Annotated in this window: 17 protein-coding genes and 1 tRNA gene; 14 read left to right on the top strand and 4 right to left on the bottom strand. The window is 60.3% G+C overall.

What is annotated here, in order from left to right:
• Positions 1 to 45: 45 nt before the first annotated feature.
• Genes EJ079_RS02755 through EJ079_RS02780 form a run of 6 tightly spaced genes read left to right on the top strand, consistent with a single transcriptional unit; the run spans position 46 to position 8,663 of the window.
• Positions 46 to 1,923: an extracellular solute-binding protein gene (locus EJ079_RS02755; protein WP_127807986.1), complete on the top strand. Its 1,878-nt coding sequence runs from the start codon at positions 46 to 48 to the stop codon at positions 1,921 to 1,923.
• Positions 1,923 to 3,791, top strand: coding sequence for an extracellular solute-binding protein (locus tag EJ079_RS02760; protein WP_127807987.1), 1,869 nt, complete (start codon positions 1,923 to 1,925; stop codon positions 3,789 to 3,791). The genes EJ079_RS02755 and EJ079_RS02760 overlap by 1 nt, the downstream gene beginning before the upstream one ends.
• Positions 3,792 to 3,821: 30 nt before the next feature.
• A complete protein-coding gene (locus EJ079_RS02765) occupies positions 3,822 to 4,919 on the top strand; it encodes a microcin C ABC transporter permease YejB (protein ID WP_127807988.1) in 1,098 nt (365 codons plus the stop codon).
• A complete protein-coding gene (locus tag EJ079_RS02770; RefSeq protein WP_127807989.1) occupies positions 4,919 to 6,064 on the top strand; it encodes an ABC transporter permease in 1,146 nt (381 codons plus the stop codon). The genes EJ079_RS02765 and EJ079_RS02770 overlap by 1 nt, the downstream gene beginning before the upstream one ends.
• Complete coding sequence (locus EJ079_RS02775) at positions 6,061 to 7,692, top strand: ABC transporter ATP-binding protein (protein ID WP_127807990.1); 1,632 nt, start codon at positions 6,061 to 6,063, stop codon at positions 7,690 to 7,692. Before EJ079_RS02770 ends, EJ079_RS02775 begins: the two co-directional genes overlap by 4 nt.
• Before the next feature lie 29 nt (positions 7,693 to 7,721).
• Positions 7,722 to 8,663: a glyoxylate/hydroxypyruvate reductase A gene (locus EJ079_RS02780; RefSeq protein WP_127321001.1), complete on the top strand. Its 942-nt coding sequence runs from the start codon at positions 7,722 to 7,724 to the stop codon at positions 8,661 to 8,663.
• On the opposite strand, the gene EJ079_RS02785 is transcribed toward EJ079_RS02780, so the two are convergent.
• Together EJ079_RS02785 and EJ079_RS02790 are read right to left on the bottom strand one after the other, a co-directional pair.
• A complete protein-coding gene (locus tag EJ079_RS02785; RefSeq protein ID WP_127271228.1) occupies positions 8,660 to 9,022 on the bottom strand; it encodes a hypothetical protein in 363 nt (120 codons plus the stop codon). The genes EJ079_RS02780 and EJ079_RS02785 overlap by 4 nt on opposite strands.
• A 276-nt stretch (positions 9,023 to 9,298) precedes the next feature.
• Positions 9,299 to 10,228, bottom strand: coding sequence for a methyltransferase domain-containing protein (locus EJ079_RS02790; protein ID WP_127807991.1), 930 nt, complete (start codon positions 10,226 to 10,228; stop codon positions 9,299 to 9,301).
• A gap of 106 nt (positions 10,229 to 10,334) precedes the next feature.
• On the opposite strand from EJ079_RS02790, the gene EJ079_RS02795 reads away from it, so the two are divergent.
• The gene (locus EJ079_RS02795) at positions 10,335 to 11,345 is read left to right on the top strand and encodes a ligase-associated DNA damage response exonuclease (protein ID WP_127807992.1); all 1,011 of its coding nucleotides are present in this window, start codon (positions 10,335 to 10,337) and stop codon (positions 11,343 to 11,345) included.
• 4 nt (positions 11,346 to 11,349) lie between these two features.
• Positions 11,350 to 12,951 carry a cisplatin damage response ATP-dependent DNA ligase gene (locus EJ079_RS02800; RefSeq protein WP_127807993.1) on the top strand — a complete coding sequence of 534 codons (1,602 nt, stop codon included), beginning with the start codon at positions 11,350 to 11,352 and terminating at the stop codon, positions 12,949 to 12,951.
• Positions 12,952 to 12,964: 13 nt separating this feature from the next.
• Here the strand turns inward: EJ079_RS02800 and EJ079_RS02805 are convergent, their stop codons facing one another.
• On the bottom strand, positions 12,965 to 14,104 hold the full coding sequence (locus EJ079_RS02805) for a hypothetical protein (protein WP_164873715.1): 1,140 nt from the start codon (positions 14,102 to 14,104) through the stop codon (positions 12,965 to 12,967).
• 331 nt (positions 14,105 to 14,435) lie between these two features.
• Between EJ079_RS02805 and EJ079_RS02810 the strand changes: the two genes are divergently transcribed.
• The 5 genes from EJ079_RS02810 (at position 14,436) to EJ079_RS02835 (ending at position 20,911) form a co-directional block, all read left to right on the top strand.
• Positions 14,436 to 14,511, top strand: a tRNA-Thr gene (locus EJ079_RS02810).
• A 164-nt stretch (positions 14,512 to 14,675) separates the two neighbouring features.
• Positions 14,676 to 15,866, top strand: a complete 1,191-nt coding sequence (locus tag EJ079_RS02815) for an integrase arm-type DNA-binding domain-containing protein (RefSeq protein ID WP_127807995.1) — start codon at positions 14,676 to 14,678, stop codon at positions 15,864 to 15,866.
• A 794-nt stretch (positions 15,867 to 16,660) separates the two neighbouring features.
• Positions 16,661 to 17,080, top strand: coding sequence for a hypothetical protein (locus tag EJ079_RS02825; RefSeq protein ID WP_127807996.1), 420 nt, complete (start codon positions 16,661 to 16,663; stop codon positions 17,078 to 17,080).
• A 139-nt stretch (positions 17,081 to 17,219) separates the two neighbouring features.
• Complete coding sequence (locus EJ079_RS02830; protein WP_164873716.1) at positions 17,220 to 19,886, top strand: hypothetical protein; 2,667 nt, start codon at positions 17,220 to 17,222, stop codon at positions 19,884 to 19,886.
• 2 nt (positions 19,887 to 19,888) lie between these two features.
• Positions 19,889 to 20,911, top strand: a complete 1,023-nt coding sequence (locus EJ079_RS02835) for a hypothetical protein (RefSeq protein ID WP_127807998.1) — start codon at positions 19,889 to 19,891, stop codon at positions 20,909 to 20,911.
• A 48-nt stretch (positions 20,912 to 20,959) separates the two neighbouring features.
• Here EJ079_RS02835 and EJ079_RS02840 read toward each other — a convergent pair whose 3' ends face one another.
• Positions 20,960 to 23,149, bottom strand: a complete 2,190-nt coding sequence (locus EJ079_RS02840; protein WP_127807999.1) for a hypothetical protein — start codon at positions 23,147 to 23,149, stop codon at positions 20,960 to 20,962.
• A 453-nt stretch (positions 23,150 to 23,602) separates the two neighbouring features.
• Between EJ079_RS02840 and EJ079_RS02845 the strand changes: the two genes are divergently transcribed.
• Complete coding sequence (locus EJ079_RS02845; RefSeq protein ID WP_127808000.1) at positions 23,603 to 24,022, top strand: IS5 family transposase; 420 nt, start codon at positions 23,603 to 23,605, stop codon at positions 24,020 to 24,022.
• Positions 24,023 to 24,073 lie beyond the last annotated feature (51 nt).

Below are 24,073 nucleotides of genomic sequence, written 5' to 3' on the forward strand. Positions count from 1 at the left end.
AATCATCTAGATTGCCATGAACGGGCATTGCGAAGAGGATAGTGCATGACGGTTGGCCGAACGCTTCTCAAGTCGTTGCTGGCGGCAGCCCTTCTGGCGGCGGGCTTGCAGGCTGCCCGCGCCGACGAATGGCGCACCACCTCATCGCTGATCGGCGAATCCAAATACGGCGCCAATTTCCAGCACTACGACTACGTCAACCCGAACGCGCCCAAGGGCGGCACGCTGAATTCGGTGGTGCCAGGCACATTCGACAGCTTCAACCCCTACATCGTCCAGGGATCACCGGCCGCGGGCCTGGTCGGGTTCGGCGGCGGCCTGCTCTACGACACGCTCATGGAGCAGGCGACCGACGAAGGCAGCACCAGCCATCCGCTGATCGCCGATGCCTACAAATATCCTGATGATTATTCCTCCGCGACCTACCGGCTCGATCCGCGCGCCAAATGGCATGACGGCCAGCCGATCACCGTCGATGACGTGATCTGGTCGTTTCATGTGCTCAAGGCCAACAGCCCGCAATACAGCCGCTATTTTGAAAATGTCACCGATGCGGTGGCGATTTCGGATCGCGAGGTGGAGTTCCATTTCAACCAGAAGGGCAATCGCGAACTGCCCAAGATCATCGGCGACCTTGCCGTGCTGCCGAAACATTGGTGGGAAGGCACCGATGCCAACGGCAAGAAGCGAGACGTAACCAAGCCGACGCTGGAAATTCCGCTCGGTTCGGCCGCCTACAAGATCGCCAGCTTCAAGCCGGGTTCGGAAATCATCTGGCAGCGTGTGCCGGACTATTGGGCGGCCAAGCTGCCGGTGAAGATCGGCCGTGAGAATTTCGACACCCGACGCTACACCTATATCCTGGACGACAACGCTGCCTGGCTCGCCTTCACCAAGGGTGGGCTGGAAGACATCAACCGCGAATACAGTTCGCGCAAATGGGCGACGGCTTACAATTTCCCGGCATTCCAAGCCGGCGATGTCATCAAGAAGGATTTCCAGACCCAGGCGCCGGAACCGATGCAGGGCTTCGTCCTCAACCAGCGGCGGCCGCTGTTCCAGGACCGGCTGGTGCGTGAAGCGCTGACCATTCCGTTCGATTTCGAGAGCATGAACCGCACACTGTTCTTCGGCTTCAACACCCGCACGTCGAGCTATTTCCAAGGCACCGAACTGGCCTCGAACGGGTTGCCGCAGGGCAAGGAACTGGAAATCCTGGAAAAATACCGAGACAAGCTGCCGCCCGAACTTTTCACCCAGGAATTCAAGCTGCCGGTTTATGATTCACCGCAGGCGGAACGGAAGTACCTGAAACAGGCGGTCGATCTCTTCGCCAAGGCGGGCTGGGTGATCAAGGGCGGCAAGATGGTCAATGCCAAGACCGGCGCGCCGTTCAAGTTTGAAATCCTCGGCTGGAACGACACCGACCAGGTCATCGCCAGCCCCTACATCGCCAATCTGCGCAAGATCGGCGTCGACGCCACTTTGCGCATCATCGACCAGACGCAGTACATCAACCGCGTCAACAATTTCGATTTCGATGTCGTTACCGGGATGCTGCAGCAGTCGGAATCGCCGGGCAACGAGCAGCGCGACTTCTGGAGCTCGAAAGCTGCCGACTCGCCCGGTTCGCGCAATCTGATGGGCATCAAGGACCCGACCGTCGACGCGCTGGTCGATCGCATTATCTTCGCGACCGATCGCGACGATCTCGTCGCCGCCACCCATGCGCTCGACCGCATCCTGCTGTGGAACTTCTACGTGGTTCCCCAATATTACCGGTCGGCGGTGTGGCTGGCCTATTGGGACAAGTTCAAATTCCCCGACAAGCAGCCTGCCTATGCCGGAGCCGACATCGATTCCTGGTGGATCGACCCGGACAAGGAGAAGGCGCTGGCGGCCAAGTACAAGGGTGGCAATTGATGGCGGCCCTTCCCCGCCGCGACTTCCTGGCCCTGGGCAGTGCCGCGGCAGCCGCCGCCTTGCTGCCCGGCAAGGCCTTCGCCGACACTGCGACCGGCACCAAGCTGCACGGCCTGTCGGCCTTCGGCGACCTCAAATACAAACCCGATTTCGCGCATTTCGACTACGTCAATCCTGACGCCCGAAAGGGCGGCCAGATGAATTTCGCGCCGCCGAACTCGACCCTCAATCAGAGCTTCCTGACCTTCAACACCCTGAATTTCCTGGTGTTGAAGGGAGAGGCTCCGCCGCGCGCCGAACTCTGTTTCGATTCCCTGATGACAAGCGCGCTCGATGAGCCGGATGCGGCCTACGGCCTGCTCGCCGAAACCGTTACCCTGTCGCCAGACCGCAACGGTTTCCGCTTCGCCCTGCGACCGCAAGCGCGTTTTCATGACGGCTCGCCGCTGACCGCGGACGACGTTGTCTTCGCGCTGAAGCTTTATAAGGACAAGGGCCATCCGAACCTTTCCCAGGCGTTGCGGTACATGACCGACGCGGTTGCGGTCGATCCCGCCACCGTCAACCTCACTTTCAACGGCGAACAGTCAGCGCAAAACATCCTGGCGATCGTGGGGATGCCGATCGTCTCCAAGGCCTTTTACACGGCCAATGATTTCGATGCCTCGACCATGACACCGCCGCTTGGCTCGGGTCCCTACAAGATTGGACGCGTGGCGGCCGGACAGACTGTCGAATATGACCGCGTGGCCGACTATTGGGGCCGCGATCTGCCAGTGAACCGCGGCCTCTACAATTTCGACCGCATCCGCATCGACTTCTATCTTGACCGGCAGGCGGCGTTCGAAGCCTTCAAGAAAGGCGACACGCATTTCCGCGAGGAATTCACCTCGCGGGTATGGGCGACCGGATACGACTTTCCGGCGCTGAAGGACGGCAAGGTCGTCAAACGGGAATTTCCCGGTGAGAAGACGCCGGACATGCAGAGCGTCGCACTGAACCAGCGTCGTCCGCAATTCCGCGATGAGCGGGTGCGGCGGGCGATCGCCAGGTGCTTCGATTTCGAATGGATGAAGCGGGCGCTGTTTTACGGCTCCTACGAGCGTTCTCAATCGAACTTCGAACGGTCGGATTACAAGGCCGAAGGCCTGCCCTCGCCTGAGGAATTGGCCCTGCTGGAGCCGTTCCGGGCCGAATTGCCGCCAGAGGTTTTCGGTGAAGCGGTGACGCAGCCCCTTTCCGACGGTTCGGGCCATGACCGCAAGCTGCTGGGCGAGGCTTCGAGATTGCTTGCGCAGGCCGGCTGGAAGCGCGATGGCAGTTTCGTCGTCAACGACAAGGGTGAGCGGCTGCGGGTCGAAATGCTGGCGGAGGACGACGGCATCGTTCGCATCTACACCCCTTGGTCCGAGAATATGAAGGCGATCGGGATCGACGCATCGATCCGGCAAATCGATTCGGCGCAGTATGAGCAGCGGCACAGCAATTACGACTTCGATCTTGCCTTGCTGCATTGGTCGATCGGGGCGACGCCGACCGACGACAGCCTGCAGATGCTCTATGATTCCCGAATGGCGAAAATCCCGGGGCAGCGCAACTATCCGGGCACGGAAAGCAAGGCCATCGACGCCCTGATCGCCGCAGCCGGCAAGGCGAAAGACCGTATAGAACTCGTCACGGCGCTCAGAGCGCTCGACCGGGTCTTGCGCGCGCGGCTGGACTGGATTCCAACATACTATCTGGCGAATCACCGCGTCGCCTATTGGGACATGTTCGGCTTTGTCGAACAGAAGCCCGATTTCGGCTTTCCGGTCGAGACGCTGTGGTGGTTCGATAAGGGCAAGGCGGCAAAAATTGGCAAAGGCTGAGATGTTCGCTCAAGCGGGGCAAAAGGCCTGATGGGCGCCTATATCCTGCGCCGCATCCTGTTGATGATCCCGACCCTGTTCGGCATCATGGCGATATCCTTCGCCGTTATCCAGTTCGCCCCCGGCGGCCCGGTCGAGCAGGTTATCGCCAGGCTGACCAATCAGGGCGGCAGCGACCGCCTCGGCGGCGGTGGCGGCGACGCGGGTTCTGGGGGCAACCTGGATGTCGCCGGTGACGTCAGTTCGAAATATCGCGGGGCGCAGGGGCTCGATCCGGAATTCATCAAGAAGCTGGAAAAGCAGTTCGGCTTCGACAAGCCGCCGCTCGAGCGCTTCGGCATGATGCTGTGGAACTATGCCCGCTTCGATTTCGGCGACAGCTATTTCCGCGACATTTCGGTGCTCGACCTGATCCTGGAGAAGATGCCGGTGTCGATCTCGATCGGGCTGTGGATCACGCTTTTGTCCTACCTGATCTCGATCCCGCTCGGCATCCGCAAGGCAGTCAAGGACGGCACTCCCTTCGACGTCTGGACCAGCGGCGTCGTCATTGTCGGCTATGCCATTCCGGGCTTCCTGTTCGGCATCATGCTGATGGTGCTGTTTGCCGGCGGGTCGTTCTGGGACTGGTTTCCGTTGCGCGGCCTCACCTCGGACAATTGGGATCAATTGTCCTGGTGGGGAAAGATCGTCGACTATTTCTGGCACATGACCTTGCCGCTGACCGCGCTGGTGCTGTCGGCCTTCGCCACCACGACGCTGCTGACCAAGAACTCGTTCCTCGAAGAAATCCGCAAACAGTATGTGGTGACGGCGCGGGCCAAGGGTCTGTCGGAACGGCAGGTGCTCTACGGCCACGTCTTCCGCAACGCCATGCTGATCGTCATCGCCGGCTTTCCCGGCGCCTTCATCTCGGCCTTCTTCACCGGCTCGCTGCTGATCGAGAACATCTTCTCCCTCGATGGCCTCGGCCTGCTCGGCTTCCGGTCGGTGGTCGAGCGCGACTATCCGGTGGTGTTCGCCAATCTCTATATCTTCTCGCTGCTGGGGCTGTTCGTCGGTCTCTTGTCCGACCTGCTCTACACCTGGGTCGATCCGCGCATCGATTTCGAGCGGAGAGACGTCTGATGTCGGAGGCTACAGTCCCCGTGGACGCGGCACCCGCGCGGATAAAGCGGCCGTTTCTGTCGCCGCTCAACAAGCGGCGCCTGCAGAATTTCAAAGCCAACCGGCGCGGCTACTGGTCGCTGTGGATCTTCCTCGTCCTGTTCGTGCTGTCGCTGTTTTCCGAGTTCATCGCCAACGACAAGCCGATCATCGCCTCCTACAAGGGCGAGATCCTGTTTCCGGTGCTGGTCGCCTACCCCGAGGAAAAATTCGGCGGTTTCTATGCCGTCACCGATTATCGCGACCCGGTCATCCAGGACGAGATCAACGCCAATGGCTGGATGATCTGGCCACCGGTGCGCTACTCCTATCAGACCGTCAACAACGCCATTCCGGAAGCAGCACCGGCCAGGCCGTCCTGGCAGTATGACGCCACGAAGCGCTGCAACCAGTATCCGCAGGGTGCCGCCGACCCGGCCTGCATGGTCGGCAACTGGAATTGGCTCGGCACCGACGACCAGGCGCGCGACGTGCTGGCACGTGTCATCTACGGCTTCCGCATTTCGGTGCTGTTCGGCCTGATCCTGACCGCCGGCTCGGCCTTGATCGGCGTCGCGGCCGGCGCCGTGCAAGGCTATTTCGGCGGCTGGACGGATCTCTTGTTCCAGCGTTTCATCGAAATCTGGTCCGCTATCCCCGTGCTCTACCTCTTGCTCATCGTCGCCGCCATCCTGCCGCCGGGCTTCTTCATCCTGCTCGGCCTGATGCTGCTGTTCTCCTGGGTGGCGCTGGTCGGCGTGGTGCGGGCCGAGTTCCTGCGCGCCCGCAATTTCGAATATGTCAACGCGGCCCGGGCGCTCGGCGTGCCCAACCGCACCATCATGTTCCGGCACCTGCTGCCCAACGCCATGGTGGCGACATTGACCTTCATGCCCTTCCTGCTCTCAGGCTCGATCTCGACGCTGACCTCGCTCGACTACCTCGGCTTTGGCCTGCCGCCCGGCTCCGCCTCGCTCGGCGAACTGCTCAAGCAGGCGCAGCGGAACCTCAATGCGCCGTGGCTCGGCATCTCCGGCTTCGTCGTCATCTCGCTAATGCTGTCGCTGCTGGTCTTCGTCGGCGAGGCGACGCGCGACGCCTTCGATCCGCGCAAGACGTTCAGATGAGCGAAGCCCCCTTGCTCAGCGTACAGGACCTCAGCGTCGCCTTCAGCCAGGGCGGCGGCCAGTCGACGGCGGTCGACCACATCTCGTTCGACATCGCCAAGGGCGAGACGGTGGCGCTGGTCGGCGAATCCGGTTCCGGCAAATCGGTCTCGGCGCTTTCGGTGCTGAAGCTGTTGCCTTATCCAAGCGCCAGCCATCCCTCGGGAAAGATCCTGTTCCAGGGCGCCGACCTGCTGGCGATGAACGAGAAGCAGTTGCGGCAGGTGCGCGGCAACAAGATCACCATGATCTTCCAGGAGCCGATGACTTCGCTCAATCCGCTGCACACGATCGAGCAGCAGATCGTCGAGATCCTGAAGCTGCACCAGGGCATGGCCGACCGCCCGGCCAAGGAGCGCACGCTGGCCTTGCTCAACGAGGTCGGCATCCGCGATCCGCACAAGCGCCTCGATGCCTATCCACACCAGTTGTCCGGCGGCCAGCGCCAGCGCGTGATGATCGCCATGGCGCTGGCCAACGAGCCCGAACTTCTGATCGCCGACGAGCCGACGACGGCGCTCGACGTCACCGTGCAGGCGCAGATCCTCGAACTGCTGGCAGGCTTGAAGAGCCGCAAGGGCATGTCGATGCTGTTCATCACCCATGATCTCGGCATCGTGCGCAAGATCGCCGACCGTGTCTGCGTGATGACCAAGGGCAAGATCGTCGAGACAGGGCCGACCAAGGAGATCTTCGCCAATCCGCAGCATGCCTATACGCGGCATCTGCTGGCGGCCGAGCCGAAGGGCAAGCCGCCGGCCGCCAATGCCGATGCCAAGCCTGTCATGACCGGCAAGGACGTAAAGGTCTGGTTCCCGATCAAGCAGGGCTTCTTCCGCCGCACCGTCGACAATGTGAAGGCGGTCGACGGCATCGATGTCACCGTGCGCGCCGGCCAGACGCTTGGCGTGGTCGGCGAATCCGGCTCCGGCAAGACGACGCTCGGCCTGGCGCTGGCAAGAATGATCTCGTCGACCGGAACGATCCAGTTCAACGGTCGCGACATCAACCAGCTGACTTTCAACGCCATGCGGCCGCTCAGGCGCGAATTGCAGATCGTCTTCCAGGATCCGTTCGGCTCGCTCAGCCCGCGCATGTCGATCGCAGAGATCATCGAAGAAGGCCTCAAGATCCACGAGCCGAAGCTGTCGCCCGACGAGCGCGACGACAAGGTGGCCGCCGTGCTGAAGGAGGTCGGGCTCGATCCGGCGACACGCAACCGCTATCCGCACGAGTTTTCCGGCGGCCAGCGCCAGCGCGTTGCCATCGCACGCGCCATGGTGCTCAACCCGCGCTTCGTCATGCTGGACGAGCCGACATCGGCACTCGACATGAGCGTGCAGGCGCAGGTCGTCGATCTGCTGCGCAGCCTGCAGGCCAAGCACGACCTCGCCTATCTCTTCATCAGCCATGATTTGAAAGTCATCCGGGCGCTCGCCAACGACGTCATCGTCATGCGCAATGGCCGGATCGTCGAAGCCGGTCCTTCCCAGCAGATTTTTGAAAATCCGCAAACCGACTATACTCGGGCGCTGATCTCGGCCGCCTTCAAGATCGAGACGGCACCGGTCGGCATCGTCAGCGAGTGATTTGCGTAGAGAGGGACTAAAAGACCGCAATGGAAAAAGGCCGTATCCTGCTTGCCGTCACCGGCTTTCATCCGCAGCGCTGGCGCGAGCTCCTGTCGGCCGAGCGCGAGGTGGTGCTGGAGCCCGACGGCGCCAGCGACCCGTCGATCACCTATGCCGTGGTGTGGAAGCAGAAGCCGAACCTGTTGTCGTCGCTGCCCAATCTGCGCGCCATCTTTTCGATCGGCGCCGGCGTCGATCATATCTTCGCCGATCCCGGCCTGCCCGATGTGCCGATCGTCAAGGTCGTCGCCGACAACCTCACCCAGTACATGACCGAATATGTCGTCTGGCGGGTTCTCGATCATCACCGCCAGGGCCTGCTCTACCGGTCGCAGCAGCCGAAGAAGATCTGGCACGAGCCGCAGCAGAGGCCTGCCGGTGACATTTCGGTCGGCATCATGGGCCTCGGCAGTCTCGGCCGCGCCGCGGCCTCGGTGCTTTTGTCGCTCGGCTTTGCCGTCAATGGCTGGTCGCGCACCGACAAGGCCATGGAAGGAGTCGCGACCTATTCCGGCGAGGCTGGACTGATCCCCTTCCTCAAGGCCACCGACATCCTGGTGGTGCTTTTGCCGCTGACGCCGGAGACCAAGGGCATTATCAACTACGGCGTGCTGAAGGAATTGCGGAAGCGCAACGGCCTCGGCGGTTCGGTGCTGATCAATGCCGGGCGCGGCCGTCTGCAGAAGGATGCCGACATTTTGCGGGCGCTGGATGACGGCACATTGAAGGAGGCGAGCCTCGACGTGTTCGAGGTCGAACCGCTGCCGAAGACCAGTCCACTGTGGGGGCATCCAAAAGTGTTTGTGACGCCGCACGCGGCAGCGACCTCCGATCCGGTGCATCTGGCGCCGATCATGCTGCGCCAGATGGACGCCTTCGAACGCGGTGAAAAGCTGGACAATCTGGTGGACCGCAAGGCGGGGTACTAGCCAGGCAGAGCGATCTTCTTCTGCTTGTCCGGCTGGCCGCAGTCGCGTCGATCGATCGACCGGTTCATGGCATCGATCTCACCGCTTGCCTTGTCGGTATCGCGCTTGGCCTTGGAGCGCATGTCAGGCGTGAACGGGCCGAAGCCCATCGCCGGGTTGGAGAATGTCGGCTTGGCCTTCGCCGGAAGGTTGTATTGCTGCGCCAAGCCATTGCGCTGCGCCAGCAACTGATCGCACGGCACGGTGTCGTATTGCAGGGAGGACTGGACGTTCGCATCCTGCTGTTCCGACATCGAGGTGCCGCCGACACAGCCGGCGGTCAGCAGGCAAGAGGCCAAGATCATCATGTTCCAGCGCATCGGCTATGCTCCTCCTGATATCCCGCCCTGATGCGAGCAGATCGCAAATATCAGTCGCGCATGCAAATCGGACTTTTTCACAGCAAGAAGCGGCGAGGCTGCCCCTCCGCTGGCGCGTGGCTGACGGAGCATCAAACGAAAAACCCGCCTGCGCGGCGGGTCACTGGCGCAAATCAGCACCATGGGCGAAAATGTACCATAGCTGAGGGCAGGGTGTCAAGAAAAAATTCCTATCGCTGCCGGCAAAAGCTGCCGACACCGCCGAACTGGCTGGCGTCAGGTCCTTTGTCGGGCTGAGTTCGGAGCCCCGGCCACAACGACCAACCCGTTGACGTGTTCCCCACGATCCTGCCGGATGACGGTTGGCTCCAGTGACAGGACCGAAAGCCCGTTGGCGGCCAGGACGTCGCGCATATAGTGTTGCGCATGCGCGTAGCGGCGCGACGGCAGCAGCACGAAATCGCCATCGCCAGCCAGCGTCTCGACGGAAAACGCGAACAGGCCGTCCGTCGCCAGCAAGCGGGCAATCGTCTTCACCACGCCGTCCAGCGCGCCGACATAGATGAAAACATCGGCCACCGTCACCAGATCGGCTTTCGGACCGGCATAGGGAAAATCCCGCAGATCGGCCTTGTCGAGGAAATCGTAGACGCCCTTGGCCCGCGCCTTTCTCAGCATTTTGGCCGAAATGTCATAACCCTCCAGCCGGTCTGCGATCGGCCGCAGCCTCTGCCCCATCAGGCCGGTGCCGCAGCCGAGATCCAGAGCGAGCGGGAAGCGTCCCGGCCTTGCCGCTCGAATGGCCTGGTCGAGCATCCGAGGCAGGCGGTAACCCAGCCTGCCGACCAGGGACTCATCGAAGCTCTCGGCATAGTGGTCGAACAAGGTCTCGACGAAGGCGCTGGGGAGCGCGTCGGGCGCCGGCGCCTTGCCGATCAATTGCAGGTTCAGTGCAGCGCCTTGACGATCCGATGGATCGAGTTGCAGCGACATCGTCCAGGCCTGCGCGGCCAGCTCCGCCGCGCCCGCCGCCTGCTGCATCTCGCCGAGGCGAAACCAGCCCATCGCCCATTGCGGTGTCATTTCCAGCGCGCCGAGCAGCAATTCCGCCGCCGCCGCATGGTCCCCGTCCGCGTGCAGCATCTCGGCATAATCGGCACGGCGATCGGCGTTCAAGTCGCCGGACGAGGCCTGAAGCGGTTTCATGGCGATGGGTCCTGCCGGCGGATCGAGCCGACGGTGCTCTATGCGGGAGTCAGCAGTGACTTACAACAGGCTTCCCGCCGCGGAATTATATCCTATCTTGGGGATCATGCGCGCCAGCGACCTGCTTCATCCCCGGCCCGAGGGCCTCTATTGCCCGCCGGGCGATTTCTTCATCGACCCGGTCCGGCCGGTCGACCGGGCATTGATCACGCATGGCCATTCCGACCATGCGCGTTCCGGCCACCGCTCGGTGCTGGCGACGCGGCAAACGCTCGACATTATGGGCCTGCGCTACGGTGAGAATTTCGCTGGCACGACGCAAGCGGCACAGCTCGGCGAGACGATTGCACTCAATGGCATCAGCGTCAGCTTCCATCCAGCCGGCCATGTGCTGGGCTCGGCGCAGATATTGGTCGAGCATCAGGACACGCGCATCGTCGCTTCCGGCGACTACAAGCGGCAGAGGGACGCAACCTGCGCGCCATTCGCGCCGATCCCGTGCGATGTGTTCATCACCGAAGCGACCTTCGGCCTGCCGGTGTTTCGCCATCCGCCCGACACCGAAGAAATCGCCCGCCTGCTGAAATCGGCAGCGCAGTTCCCTGAGCGCTCGCATCTGGTCGGCGCCTATGCGCTGGGCAAGGCGCAACGGGTGATGCGGCTGTTGCGCGACGCCGGCTACGACAGGCCGCTCTACATCCATGGCGCATTGGCCAAACTCAGCGAATATTACCAGAGCCAAGGCATCGATCTCGGCACCCTCGAACCGGCAACCGTCGAAAGCGGCGGCAAGGATGATTTTACCGGCGCCATCGTCGTCGGCCCGCCATCGGCCTTCGCCGACCGCTGGGCGCGGCGTTTTCCCGATCCGATCTCGTGCTTCGCGTCGGGCTGGATGCGCATTCGCCAGCGCGCCAAGCAAGGCGGCGTCGAGCTGCCGCTGATCATCTCCGATCATGCCGACTGGGATGAGTTGACCGCCACCATCAAGGAGACCGGAGCCGAGGAAATCTGGGTGACCCATGGCCGCGAGGAAGCGCTGGTGCGCTGGTGCGAACTCGAAGGCATCGCCGCCCGGCCGCTGCATCTGGTCGGCTACGAAGACGAGGGCGATTGAAGCCATGAACCGCTTCGCCGAGCTTCTCGACCGCCTGGTGCTGACGCCGTCGCGCAACGGCAAGCTGACCTTGCTGACCGACTATTTCCGCGCCGTGGAGGATCCCGATCGCGGGCTGGCGCTGGCTGCCATCACCGGCGATCTCCACATCGCCGCGGTCAAGCCGGCGATGCTGCGCATGCTGGTCACCGAACGCATGGATCCGGTGCTGTTCGGCTATTCCCACGATTATGTCGGCGATCTCGCCGAAACGGTGTCGCTGATCTGGCCGCAAACGCCTGGGAACATCGCGAACCGCGAGCCGACGCTTGGCGAAGTCGTGGCCAAACTGCAGGCGGCAAGCCGCTCCGACGGACCGAAGGTGCTGGCCGGGCTGCTCGACAGCGCGGGCATCTCGGCGCGCTTCGCGATCATCAAGCTGGTCACCGGCGGCTTGCGCATCGGCATGTCGGCGCGGCTGGCCAAACAGGCGCTGGCCGATTTCGGCAAGGTCGACGTGGCCGAGATCGAGGAACTCTGGCACGGGTTGACGCCGCCTTACACAGCGCTGTTCGCGTGGCTGGAAGGCAAGGCCGAAAAGCCCAGGAACACGGCGTTGGCATTGTTTCGCCCGGTGATGCTGTCGAACCCGGTTGGCGACGGCGATCTCGAAAAGCTCGATCCGGCGGATTATGCCGCCGAATGGAAATGGGACGGCATCCGTGTCCAGGCGGTGGCCGAGGGCGGCATCCGCCGGCTCTATTCGCGCACCGGTGACGATGTTTCCGGCGCCTTTCCGGACCTCGCCGATGCCATGCATTTTTCCGCAACGCTGGACGGCGAACTGCTTGTCGGCGATCCCCGAGAGGCGACGGGAACCTTCTCGGATCTGCAGCAACGGCTGAATCGCAAGACGGTGACACCGAAGATGCAGCAGCAATACCCGGCCTTCATGCGCTGCTACGATCTGCTCCAGGTCGGCGGCGAGGATCTGCGCGCGCTGCCGTTTCGCGAGCGGCGCGGCCGGCTGGAAGCGTTTGTCGGAACGCTCGACCCGAGCCGTTTCGATCTTTCGCCATTCGTCGACTTCACGGATTGGCAAACGCTTGAGGAACTACGCCGGGTGCCGCCGCATCCGATCATCGAAGGCGTCATGCTGAAGCGCTGGGACTCAGCCTATGTCGCCGGCAGGCCGAAAGGTCCATGGTTCAAATGGAAACGCGATCCGCACACGGTGGACGCGGTGCTGATGTATGCCCAGCGCGGCCACGGCAAACGCTCGAGCTTCTATTCCGACTATACGTTCGGCGTCTGGACAGGTGCCGAAGGCGAAGAGGAACTGGTGCCGGTCGGCAAGGCCTATTTCGGCTTCACCGATGAGGAGCTGAAGCAGATCGACAAATATGTCCGCGACAACACGATCGAGCGTTTCGGGCCGGTGCGCTCGGTGCGGGCCGACCGCGACAACGGCCTTGTGCTGGAAGTCGCCTTCGAAGGGTTGAACCGCTCGACCCGGCACAAATCCGGCGTCGCCATGCGCTTTCCCCGCATTTCGCGGCTGCGCTGGGACAAGCCGGCCAACGAGGCCGACCGCATCGAGACGCTGCAAGCGCTGCTCGACCGCTAGACCGTCAGCGCTCTTACGGCTCGATCGAAACGCGGATTTCGTAGATGTCCGCGGCCTTGCCCTGCTTGTCGAAGTCGGAATTGATGGCAATGGTGCCGGCCGAGCCCGGACGCTTGTCCGGAAACTGCACATCGAACAGATATTCGTTCTGCTGCTGGCCGACCGCATAGCGCTTGCGGCCGCAGTCGCCGAGTTCGCCGAAATTGCAGTCGACCGAAATCTGCGTCTCCTTGCCTTCTTCGGAGCGGGCAATGATGTCGAACACGGCATGTTTGCCGGCCAGTTTCTCCAGCACGCCTTGTCCGACGTCGAAGCTGATCGCCGAACCGGACGCGCCGGAACGGATGCGCAGGAACGAACCGGTATCGTCCTTCATCACCTCGGCCCTGGCGTCAGACGGCGCGCTGACATGGGATGCATCGGCCGGCGAAAACACATTGATCCAGTCGCGCGCCTGGTCCGCGGCGCCGGGTTTTGCCGGACCGCCGTCGGCCGGTGTGAAATCGTCGTCCTCGACGGTCGGCGGCGCTTGCGGCGGGGCGGTGTCGAGTTGCGCGGATGTCTTGAACACGCCGGTCTGCACGGCGAAGAACAGGCCGATGCCAACCGCGGCGAGCAGTGTCACGGTCAGGAAGATGGCGGTCAGCGGCAGGCGACGCCCCCTTATGCGCCGTTCATCGCGGTCGGGCGCCACCTCCGTCGTCGCGCCGGCCGAGGCCGGAACCGACATGTCGATGGCCGGAGCATCGGGAAGCGTGGCGTCCGGCATGATGTCGGGAACGACGGGCAGAACGCGGGAGCGCGGCGCATCGGCAGCGGATTGCACGGGTCCGTCGACGACGACATCGGGGGACGATGCCTGTCGGCCGGTTTCGACCGCGGGCGCCGGGTCCGCTCCGAGTTCGACCGCCGGTGCATCGCCCTGCGGACCGACATCCGGCACCGCCGGCAGGAACTCGGATTCGATTTCGGTGATTTTCGCCTGGATTGCCTTGCGGCGCTTGATGGCGACCTCAACGGTCACACCGGGATTGGCCTTGAGCGCGCGATCGAGCGCGGCAAAAGCCGAGCGATAGACCCTCTCGCGGAACGCGCGGTCCTCGGCATTGCCTTTCTCCAAGGCGTTCCGGATCGCTTTTTCGATCGCGTCCAAGCGGGTCCCTCTGTCTTTGCCAACCTTGCCGTGATCGTTAGCCGCAGGCGACCAATCAATCAACGGGCGAGCGGCGCATTCTGCCTCGCAGAGGTGTGCAAAGTCCATTCCGGCGCTGTTCCGGCAACAAAATCAGCATGTTTCGCCGATTTTCGCGCACAGGGAGCACACGCACCGTGCGCCGCATTCCCTTGGCGACTGACTGGCGGACAAGGCGGCGGCCGGCTTTCGAGGGTGCCACGACGCCGACGCAGGAATTGCCAAGTCGCATCTTGAATTCGCGCCCGGTTGCGTCTATCACCGCCGCATCCTGGAGGCCTTGGCTTCCTGGGCCGCTTTAGCTCAGTTGGTAGAGCACCGCATTCGTAATGCGGGGGTCGCGTGTTCGAGTCACGCAAGCGGCACCATTTCTTCATGCAACGATGTCCACCTTCGTCCTAAAATGACATGTAATCCTGGCACTTAGCCGGCGGCGTCGACCGCTGGAGTCCAGCGATGTCCGGTTGCATTCAACAAAAATGGGGGTATCGTTGGGGGTATTGAGCTTAGCAAACTGAAGCGATACCCCCAAATGGCTCTTACAGACGTTGCCGTTCGCGCACTCAAGCCCGGCGACAAGGATCGAAAAATTGCCGATGCCGGCGGGTTATTTCTCTTGGTGACCTCAAAAGGCGCTCGGCTTTGGCGTCTAAAGTACCGGTTCGATAATAAAGAGAAAACGCTTGCCTTCGGCGCTTATCCCGATGTCGGGTTAGCTGAGGCACGAAAGCGACGGGACGATGCGAAGCGGCTCCTGAGAGAGGGCGTCGATCCCAGTGCCCAAAAGCGCCTTGACAAAATTGCAGGGACTTTGGCACGCGCGAATACCTTTGACGCCGTCGCAGACGAATATGTCGCTCTTCAGAAACGCAAAGGGCGGGCTACGGCTACGATCGTAAAAACAGAATGGGTTCTCGACCTGGCGCGTCCAACCTTCGGCTCGCGGCCTATCAATCTGATCACAGCGCCCGAAATACTAGTAGCTTTGCGACTGGTGGAGAAACGCGGGCGGTTGGAGACTGCCCGACGAATGCGTGGCGTTATCGGCAGTGTATTCCGTTACGGCATTGCGTCGGCTCTTTGCGTATCGGATCCCACGCAGGCACTGAAGGGAGCAATTGCCGGGCCACAAACGAAGCATCATGCAGCATTTCTCGATGCTAAAGCTTTCGGCGGTCTTCTTCGAGCAATTCGCACCTACGAAGGCACGCCTGAAGTTCGCATGGCTCTTGAGCTTTCCGCTCTACTGTTTCCTCGCCCAGGGGAGATAAGGCAGGCGGAATGGAAGGAGTTCGATTTTTCAGCTGGGCTGTGGACGGTACCTGCCGGTCGAATGAAAATGCGCAGTGAGCATAGGGTGCCGCTGCCAACGCAAGCGATTGAAATTCTAAAAAACCTACAATCGATAACAGGATGGGGAACTCTTCTATTCCCTTCGACCCGATCGAGTAGAAAGCCGTTATCTGACAACGCTCTTAACGCAGCCTTGCGCCGCATGGGGTTCACAAAGGCGGAGGCGACCGCTCATGGATTCCGGGCCACAGCCAGCACATTGCTAAATGAAAGCAACAAGTGGTCGATTGATGCAATTGAACGTCAACTCGCGCACAAGGATGCCGACTCTGTTCGGCGTGCTTACCATCGAGGTGACCATTGGGAAGAACGTGTTCAAATGATGCGGTGGTGGGCTGATCAAATCGACGAAATGCGTGGCAAATCGTAAGTGCAAACTCTCAATCGCTACTTTTCAGCCATCCGACGAGCGGCCGGACGTGGAGAGGGGCGCAACTGTCACTCTCGAAACATCATCGATGGACGCGATCTTCACTGCATGGGTGCCGGCCGACCTCTGCCAAAAGCGTTGCGCTGCGACGCGCCCCGGGCCAGTGAATCGCTTTAGTGCCCGAAGAAGAGGGCTTTCAAGGTCGTGATTCAGGGTTGGGACTCGCCGAAGGCTTTCCCCCCATTAATAGGGCACGCCGCCGTTAAGAACTTAAGCAGCAGGCAGCGCCAGGCCTGTCCGGTGACGGTCAAGGTAATATTAGCGGCGCTGCACTGCTTGAACTCACCCTTGAGGTCGGCGCACCGCAGATCTTGGGCAGGAGTGCCTACGCCAGCTAGGTCCCCTCAGCCTTGCGGCGCCGCCGCTTGCGGGCATGGGCGACCAGGCCGTGGCGGTCGAGCACGGCATGCACCGTGCTCCTGGCCGGGATACGACATCAGCGGCAAGCTGGCGCACCAGAAAGCTCGCGTATCTTACTGCAGCCGCTCGATCGGATGGGGCAGCTGATTGGCGTAGCGCACCGGCGACGGCGGGTCGGTCGGAATCGCCTCAAGCAGGCCCTCAACTGAGAACGGCAGGCATCGCCGAAGTTGGCTCCTGCGGCACGCTAAGGAATTTTACCTCTGTCTAATATTCCCGTTTCGATGTACCTTACTCGCCTGCAAATACCCAAGCGAGGGGGAAGCTCGTTATGAGCAAGTTGTCGCGAGTGCGTTTTTCTTGCAGCGTGTTCAATGCTTTCGCTCAGTCAGGCAGAGGCCGCAATACTGTCGGTGGAAGCGCGCGCTGTTGCCGGGCTGGATCAAGCGACGCGCCATCTTATTCTTCTCATGCCTAAGGAGATCAGAATTCAGATCCTTCAAGCTCGAACTGGCGATGTTCGGCGCGATGAGCGGGCGCGAAAGCAGCTCGAAGATACCGTGGCGTTCATAGATGCAGCCGAAGCAAGATTGATCGCGGCTGAACTAGCGATGAATGCTTCTCTCGAACAGTTCGTGCGAATATTGGTAAGAATGAATAGAGCCAAAAAACGGGACGAAAGCACTGCAACGTCGGACGTCGTTAAAACAGAGATTGCTGCCGAATTAACGCGTATGGCCGGGCTTGTTGCCCAAGCTCAGAAACTTGACCAAATAAATTTGGCCGATTTCTGAATGGGAGACATAGTCGCGCATCGAGCTGGCTGGCGCGGACGTCCGCATCACGGGACGCTGATCAGGCTGGAGTTTCGCGGCACTGGCGCAATTCCAAGAGGTGCCGCGACGCAGTCGACTGTTAGCCGAAGGAGAGAGGATGTTGAACCGACGCGAAGTGCTTCAATTGCTACCAGGTGCTGTACTTGCCCCTTTGCTCATGCAGAGTGCCCCCGCCGAGGGGCAGGACGCGGCGCAACCAATCGATGCTTGGAGCATCGATCGGCGCGTATTTGTACTCGACCGATCGACAGAAAGCATCCAGCGCTACTTCATCATCGGAGATATCGTCGAACTCTCCGCCGCAACGTTTCCGTCACTATTCCGCGACAATGGCCAATATCTATCTAAAACTTTTGAACTAAACATCGATGCCCGTCACGCAATCTTCAACATGCCGCTTCGCATGGCGGATGGCAGGCTTCGGATCATTGCACAGAGGCTTGAATTTGGGTTCGATGGTCTAGCAGGGTTCGTTTCGCCACCTAGCAACGGCCAGTTGATCTCAATTAGCGCCGAGGTCATCGACTTTACTAGGGCTCGAAGCCTTCCATTCGCGTTCCGCACCGGAGTAGAGGGCCGCAGCATTAACATTAGATGTCTCTCTGCGACCGGTCTTACGCCCGGCGCCGCCCCGACCAATGAGTTTGCGCATTTCATCGCACAAATGACGCTTGGAGATGCCGGCGGCGTTCGCCCCGATATCAGCTTCGGCGATGCCGCTGTGAGCGCATACGAAACTAGCTTGGCAAACGCGAAATGGCCTGAGGCCTCAACATTGAAGCTTCAGAGGTTTCTGAGCAACGCTCCCTATAGCGAAAGCAATCGGGCGTTTGTGAGGGGCAAAGTTGGGGAGTTGCTCACCGCTTTGCGTGGCACGCAGTCGCCACTGGTTAGCGCGGCCGTTCAGCGCACCTCCGACGCCATCGCCAATCAATCGGACCTGCTTGGCCTCCGAGAGAATGACACGCCGATGTCTAGTCTCTCGCAGTCGATCGAGCGCACTGATCGCCTAGTGAAGACCCTATTCGACGAGGGCTTACTCTCAACCTGGGACAGTATTGCGATTACTTCCGCAAATCCCGCCAGCATTGATACCGTGCGTTTTCAGGACGTCGCCGGAGCACGCGATGCTGCGGCGCGCCAATTGGACGAACTGGCAGCCGAAGGAGCGAAGATCTCTGTGCGGCTTCAAACGCTGGAAGGACTCATCGGACAAACCGACAAGGAGTTGGAAAATCAAAAGACTTTCCTAGCCCAGCAGGAGTTTGCCATTCAGCAGAAAGGCCCCAATGACAACGTCGCAAAGGGGGTTGGCGCGATTGCTGCTGTCGGCAGCGTCGTTTTTCCCGCAGCCGCGCCATTCCTCATGGTAGCTTCTGGTATGGTCTCGGCTGCCATGGAAATGAGCAACAATGACGGCGACTTCGTCTCCCATATTACGAACATAGCCGACATCGTCAAAAACCATTCAGAACTGATGAAGGTCTCGCTGCAACTGCGCAAGGACTGGGATTCGGTAACCGGCGACTTTGGGTTGGCGCGTCGTTCGGTCACCGACAAAAGGTCTCTTACCCCAGACGAAAAGAAGCGTGTCGAGCAGTGGAAGGCCAGCGCGAGCTCGCTTGGCAATCAGGTCAAGGCGATAGCCGCCATTCTGAAAAGCTCGCCTCCGTCTGCTGAGCTGAAGGATGAGACAGCTACAGCAAACAGCGATCCCGAAATCAGGACGATCATCCTACAGCGCAACGATTGTGTTAGGGAACAGAGCGACCTGCTCAACAGGCAGATTTCCTTGGCCCAAGAACTTCAGGTCGAAAGCGCCCGCATTCTTGAGCTAGATGCCATTCTTGCGGAGATGCAGCAGCTTGCACTCGTCAATGACGACGATCGAGCTCGCTACAGGATGCTAGCCGATTGGGCGCGGCGGTCCCTTATCGAGAGCATTGCGAAAGAAGCGATCCTACTGAACCGTTCGCTGCGTTACGCGGGGGCACCTGCCTCCGATATGCCACACGAGCTATTGAGCTATGCAGAGGGCGCGGCTGGGATGACGGCTTCCCGGTTCTTCATCGATTCCGGCGAAACAGAAACCGAACTTCAGCAGGCCGCCAAAAAACGGGAGGCTATTTACCGAACATTACTGCTTGATGCCCGCGGGTTGCGAGACTCCTTGATCGAAAAAAAGCGGTGGAACATACCCTCGCCGATTACAGTATCCGCCCGTAGGAAAGATAACCCTGGTACACCGGCTCATCAGGCGCGTATGGAAGGTTTCGTTCGCGATCTCAATAGGATCATCGCCGACGCAATTCGAGAGGGAAAATCGCAGCCGGTCCCGATCCCTTTCAACCCAGGCGACATTCAACACACCACCAATGCCTTCCTTCTTGGGATCAATATCGCAAGGCTGGAATTGGCCGAGACAAGAGCTCCCGACGGAGAATTCATTCTCTACATAGGCCATCCCAGGTTCGGCAAACTTGTTCGCAATGGCGGTGAAGAGTTTTTCACCGACTTCGTCAGGGATCGCCGAAATAACGCGCTGAATTCAGCCTATTGGCCGCTGCGCCTTCCAAATGATGTCGAGCCCGACTGGCAGAAGCGGATTCTATTCGCCCAGGAGCTCGCCAAGATCCAGGACACGATGCTGCCACTCCTTACCAGCTACGAGGTACACGTCGAAGTAGCGAACCGCGACGAATGGAGCACGGTTCCACAGATCGAACGTATTGATCTCGAATTCATTTCGGTGGGAGGGAAATGAAAATGATCCGATCCTTCAGAGTGGCCCTTATTCCGGCCTTTGCGGCAGCCCAAATCACCGCATCACCGGCCGCGGATATAGATTTTGCAGAAGCTTTCTCTAACGTCACCGACCAAACCGTGGTTGTCGAGGTCGGAAGCGACGATACCCTTGTGTTCAAGGGCGGATCGTTCAACCTTGATGGCAAGCGCATGATTGTTCGGGTCCAAAAAGCCAGAGTGGACGCGAATACCGTGGTGCATTCGTTTCCAGCGGCTTCAAATTTGCCTGCGATTGCTGGGTTCGGTCCTGCCGGACCTAATGGAGCGCCAGGTAACACATGGGGGTGCCATGACAAAGTGATCAAGGTGCTCGTAGTTTCGATGAAGGTTAAAGTCTGTGAACGCTCAGGCCAAGTTGGCGGCGTTGGAGGACCTGGTGCTGAAGGGTCAATCGGCGCCCCTGCAAATCCGATCGAGCTCACGATTGGCCAAATGGAGGGAAATGCTCTTCTCGTCGTTTTGGGCAATGGCCAAACAGGCGGCAAAGCCCAGCAGGGGGGGAAAGGCGGTCCAGGTGGCGGCGGAATTAACGGCGACAACCGCGCTGGAGATGCGGCCTGTGGTAATCAGAATAGTGAGCTAGATGGCAGTAATGGTGGCCAAGGAGGTCCCGGCGGCCCAGGCGGGACTGGAGGCAAAGGGGGAGCCGGCGCCAATCTGCAGGTCGTTGTTGGCCAAGATGTCGGCGCTGTTCAACTGACAACCGAACAACTGGCGGCCATTGTCGATCTGGATGCGCCTTGGGCGTCATTGCGACTTGATGGATCCGTGCGTCTCGCTCTTGGCTCGCCAGGTGGCTTCGGGGGACAAGGGGGCGAGCCGGGCATCGGCGGCGATGGGGTTGCCGGCGGCAATGCCGGCAAAAAATCACACTGTGGTGGTGGGGGCAACCCGGGACGCCCTGGCGGTCCAGGACCGCAAGGATCGACCGGGCTGCAAGGGCAGCCAGGTGACCCAGGGGCAATCGCGATCACACGCAGGTAGCATCGCCCATTCCGGAGGAGTGAGCGATCTGAACGCCGAAGGTCTCGTCTAGAATTTCAGGCCGCCAATGGGAGTTTTGACCGTAACGCCCAGACCGCCGTGACCGCCACCGGTGCTGACAGAACCAGCGGGCGTCTTTACGGTGACACCTCCATCGGCGTTCGTTCCGACTGTTGGAGGAGAAACAGCACTCGCGATAGCATTGACCGCCTTTGCCGCTTCGCTGTTTTGTCCCAAAGTTTGAGCTGCGAACCCATTAATTTCATTCACGGCGGCCTTGGTGGCATCATCAATCGCCTCTCCTGACGCTATCATGGCGTCGGTTGCAGTCTTCAGGATCTTAACCGCCTCGTTGTTTTTTCCGGGCCCCTTGGTGATGTCGCTCCATGCATTGCGGAGAAACTTTACGATCTCGTTGTTTGGGCCGAATTCCAAAGAGCCAAGCTTGACCGCAAATGAGTACGCGCCCGGGCAAGGCTTCATTGCTGAACTCTTTTTGACCAACGCCTCCCGCAGTTTTTTCTCCTCGGCCGCCCTGTCATGGATGTCTGGCTGGTCAGAATACTCGGCGGTCAACCCAGCCGAGATGACGTATCCCTCCTTGCCGGCTTTGACGGCCGAGGGCGTCAGAATAAACTTCGCCCTCTGCCAATTGGTCGTCACAAGAACGCGATCCCCATCGGCCGGGACCACGAGAGGCTTTCCGTCCTTGCTGCGCCCTGACAGCAAGATCGGGAGGTCGGTGGCGACAAGTTGAGGTGGGATGGCTGAAAGGCCGACCGGCCCCTTGAAGATGCCTCCGACGGAAGGCACCGAGGTCCAGCCGCTGCCGATTTTCAGTTTGCCGTCAGTCGTGAGTTGCAGCCGGGCTTCCTTGCAGGCCGATTCCGGCAACAGTACAAGCAATTTGTGGCCTTCTACTTCCTGGACACCGATGTTGACGGTTCCTTCAAACTCAAGGTCGGCGCTCCCTAGCATCCCGGCAGTTGTCCCCGCTCCACCGCCGATGAGAGGGTCCACGTGCGCATGAATTTTGGCATTGGCGTCGGCGTGTACCCGGCTTTTGAAGGTAAGTCCTTTGTCGGGGGTCCAGGATGAAGAGATCTCTCGCAGCTCGATTTTCCCGCTGACTGCATTATTCCCGGTAAGTTCGGCAAACGCACCGCCCTCGCCAAGGATATCATCCCTCCATTTGTCCTCTGCCAAACGTCCGGCGGATTTAGTGGAAATGACAGTGACCGTCCGCTTGTCGAGCGGGAGTTCTTGGATCTTCTTCAACACGTTGCCAACGGTTTCGCCTCTAAGCCAAACAGAGACATCAGTTTCCTCAGGAACGACATACGCGGCCAGTTTCGCGCGCATTTGACGGATTTCGGTTTCGACCTCCCCAGCGGTACGTGTTCCGACATCTGGAGACGGTGCAAGTTGCTGCCCTTTGTCGTCAGCGCTTGCCAACAGCCACAATCCACCGTCGAGGAAGAGCGGATGTGCGTACGAGAGCCGTTGCTCGATCGACGAAGAAAGCATGGTGAATCTCAGGTCGATGTAGTTCTCAGCCTTCGGTTCTCGAACCGGCACGGTTTCCTTGTGATCCAACTCCAGGTCGACTTTCAATTGGTCGTCGAACGGCAGCCTGACGGTCAGAGAGTCGGCCAAATATGCCATGATCCCAGCTTGGAGCAGATCGCTAGCATAGCTCCTGATGCCGAAATCCAGCGAGTACCAGCTTATCTGCGGCTCGAGATCGATTAGGTGGATGGAAAATACAGCCGTCGGACTCCCATCATTGTCCCTATCGATGCCATTGAAGATTGCCGCAGCCGTGCCTTTGAATTCCAGATTCAATTCCCTTTTGGCTGATGTCGCCATCAGTGTGATGTCGCCTGAAGCAAAGCCGGGTTCGAAGGCGACACGGAAGGACCCAACGGTAACAACGGTGTCTTCGTCGGGGCGGCTTTCGGGGTCGAACGCGACAGTCGCATTGTCCAGCCCCTTGAAAAGAGTGTTCAGCCCTGCTTCCGAAACGAAAAGTCCTGCCGACCATGCCTCGGGCACCGATTTCCCTTCGACCATCTCGGTGGACCCAGCCAGTGAAGCCCATTCTAGAAGAGTTCGATCGCGCTCCATCCGCGAAGATTGGAACGCCAGCCAGCCAACCCCAATCAACAGAAACAAACTGATCGCAAGGACGCAGCTCTTTATGATTGCGCCAATAATGCTCCCGCGAGACTTGGCCATGTTCGCCCCCCTCTGAACGAGACTTCTTGATATAAACAAATATTTTATCATATCAGGAGTGGAGAAAGTGCATTATTTAAAGTCAGTATTATTGTCGTTTGTCTGGCGGCTCCAATCCTTGACCCGCCGACGGTCTCGCGGAGATCGACCGGAAGACCGCAGCGTGAACGACCGGCTTGAGAGAATCCTGATCAATGAACAGGCCGACGATATAAAGCGTCTGGCCGACCACTTCGATGTCACGCTGAATGAAGCCGATCGGCCCTACGAACAATAAGATTTTGGCGAGACGCTGCTGCCGATCCGGCGAGGGTGGCCGCACGTGAGTTGCGGGAAAAAGCTGTGCTGTCGATCAATGACGCTACCTTCAGAGGCCTACCGATCACGACCGCTTTGCGCCTCGGCGCACCGCACTGCCGCCAGCCTCCTTAAAAAGGGGCTCTATCCCGATGTATCGGACGCAGCCGAGGCGGACTGAGCACCAAGCTGCAAGTGGTCTGTGACGGCAAGGGACGTCCGCGGCTGCTGCATCTGAGCGAAGGGCAGACCAATGATCACAAGACTGCTGCGGCCGTGATCGAGGATTTGCCCGCCGCCAACACCCTGCTGGCCGATCGGGCCTACAGTTCAGCGGCCTTCCGCCAGGCGCTCGTCGAGCGCGGTATCACGCCATGCATCCCACCCCATGCCAAGCATCGTGCTCAGCACTGCTACGATCCTGTCCTGTACCGACAACGCCACAGGATCGAGAACATGTTCGCACGCCTCAAATACTGGCCACGCATCCACACCAGATACGACCGATGTGCTCACACCTTCCTGTCGGCGATCGCCTTCGCTGCAGCCTTCATCTTCTGGGTCAATGAGTCCTGACCCTAGCCTGCAGAAATGCTTCAGGGATCCTCGCAAGGTATGGAAGGTCGG

Origin of the sequence: Mesorhizobium sp. M7A.F.Ce.TU.012.03.2.1 (assembly GCF_004006095.1) — a bacterium.
In the GTDB taxonomy this organism is placed as follows: Bacteria; Pseudomonadota; Alphaproteobacteria; order Rhizobiales; family Rhizobiaceae; genus Mesorhizobium.

Excerpts from the sequence above, each read along its gene's own strand:
- EJ079_RS02815 (WP_127807995.1), top strand. The coding sequence starts at position 14,676 with ATGGCTCTTACAGACGTTGCCGTTCGCGCACTCAAGCCCGGCGACAAG.
- EJ079_RS02775 (WP_127807990.1), top strand. The coding sequence starts at position 6,061 with ATGAGCGAAGCCCCCTTGCTCAGCGTACAGGACCTCAGCGTCGCCTTC.
- EJ079_RS02760 (WP_127807987.1), top strand. The coding sequence starts at position 1,923 with ATGGCGGCCCTTCCCCGCCGCGACTTCCTGGCCCTGGGCAGTGCCGCG.
- EJ079_RS02825 (WP_127807996.1), top strand. The coding sequence starts at position 16,661 with ATGCTTTCGCTCAGTCAGGCAGAGGCCGCAATACTGTCGGTGGAAGCG.
- EJ079_RS02790 (WP_127807991.1), bottom strand. The coding sequence starts at position 10,228 with ATGAAACCGCTTCAGGCCTCGTCCGGCGACTTGAACGCCGATCGCCGT.
- EJ079_RS02770 (WP_127807989.1), top strand. The coding sequence starts at position 4,919 with ATGTCGGAGGCTACAGTCCCCGTGGACGCGGCACCCGCGCGGATAAAG.
- EJ079_RS02835 (WP_127807998.1), top strand. The coding sequence starts at position 19,889 with ATGATCCGATCCTTCAGAGTGGCCCTTATTCCGGCCTTTGCGGCAGCC.
- EJ079_RS02755 (WP_127807986.1), top strand. The coding sequence starts at position 46 with ATGACGGTTGGCCGAACGCTTCTCAAGTCGTTGCTGGCGGCAGCCCTT.
- EJ079_RS02785 (WP_127271228.1), bottom strand. The coding sequence starts at position 9,022 with ATGCGCTGGAACATGATGATCTTGGCCTCTTGCCTGCTGACCGCCGGC.
- EJ079_RS02795 (WP_127807992.1), top strand. The coding sequence starts at position 10,335 with ATGCGCGCCAGCGACCTGCTTCATCCCCGGCCCGAGGGCCTCTATTGC.
- EJ079_RS02800 (WP_127807993.1), top strand. The coding sequence starts at position 11,350 with ATGAACCGCTTCGCCGAGCTTCTCGACCGCCTGGTGCTGACGCCGTCG.
- EJ079_RS02765 (WP_127807988.1), top strand. The coding sequence starts at position 3,822 with ATGGGCGCCTATATCCTGCGCCGCATCCTGTTGATGATCCCGACCCTG.
- EJ079_RS02830 (WP_164873716.1), top strand. The coding sequence starts at position 17,220 with ATGTTGAACCGACGCGAAGTGCTTCAATTGCTACCAGGTGCTGTACTT.
- EJ079_RS02840 (WP_127807999.1), bottom strand. The coding sequence starts at position 23,149 with ATGGCCAAGTCTCGCGGGAGCATTATTGGCGCAATCATAAAGAGCTGC.
- EJ079_RS02780 (WP_127321001.1), top strand. The coding sequence starts at position 7,722 with ATGGAAAAAGGCCGTATCCTGCTTGCCGTCACCGGCTTTCATCCGCAG.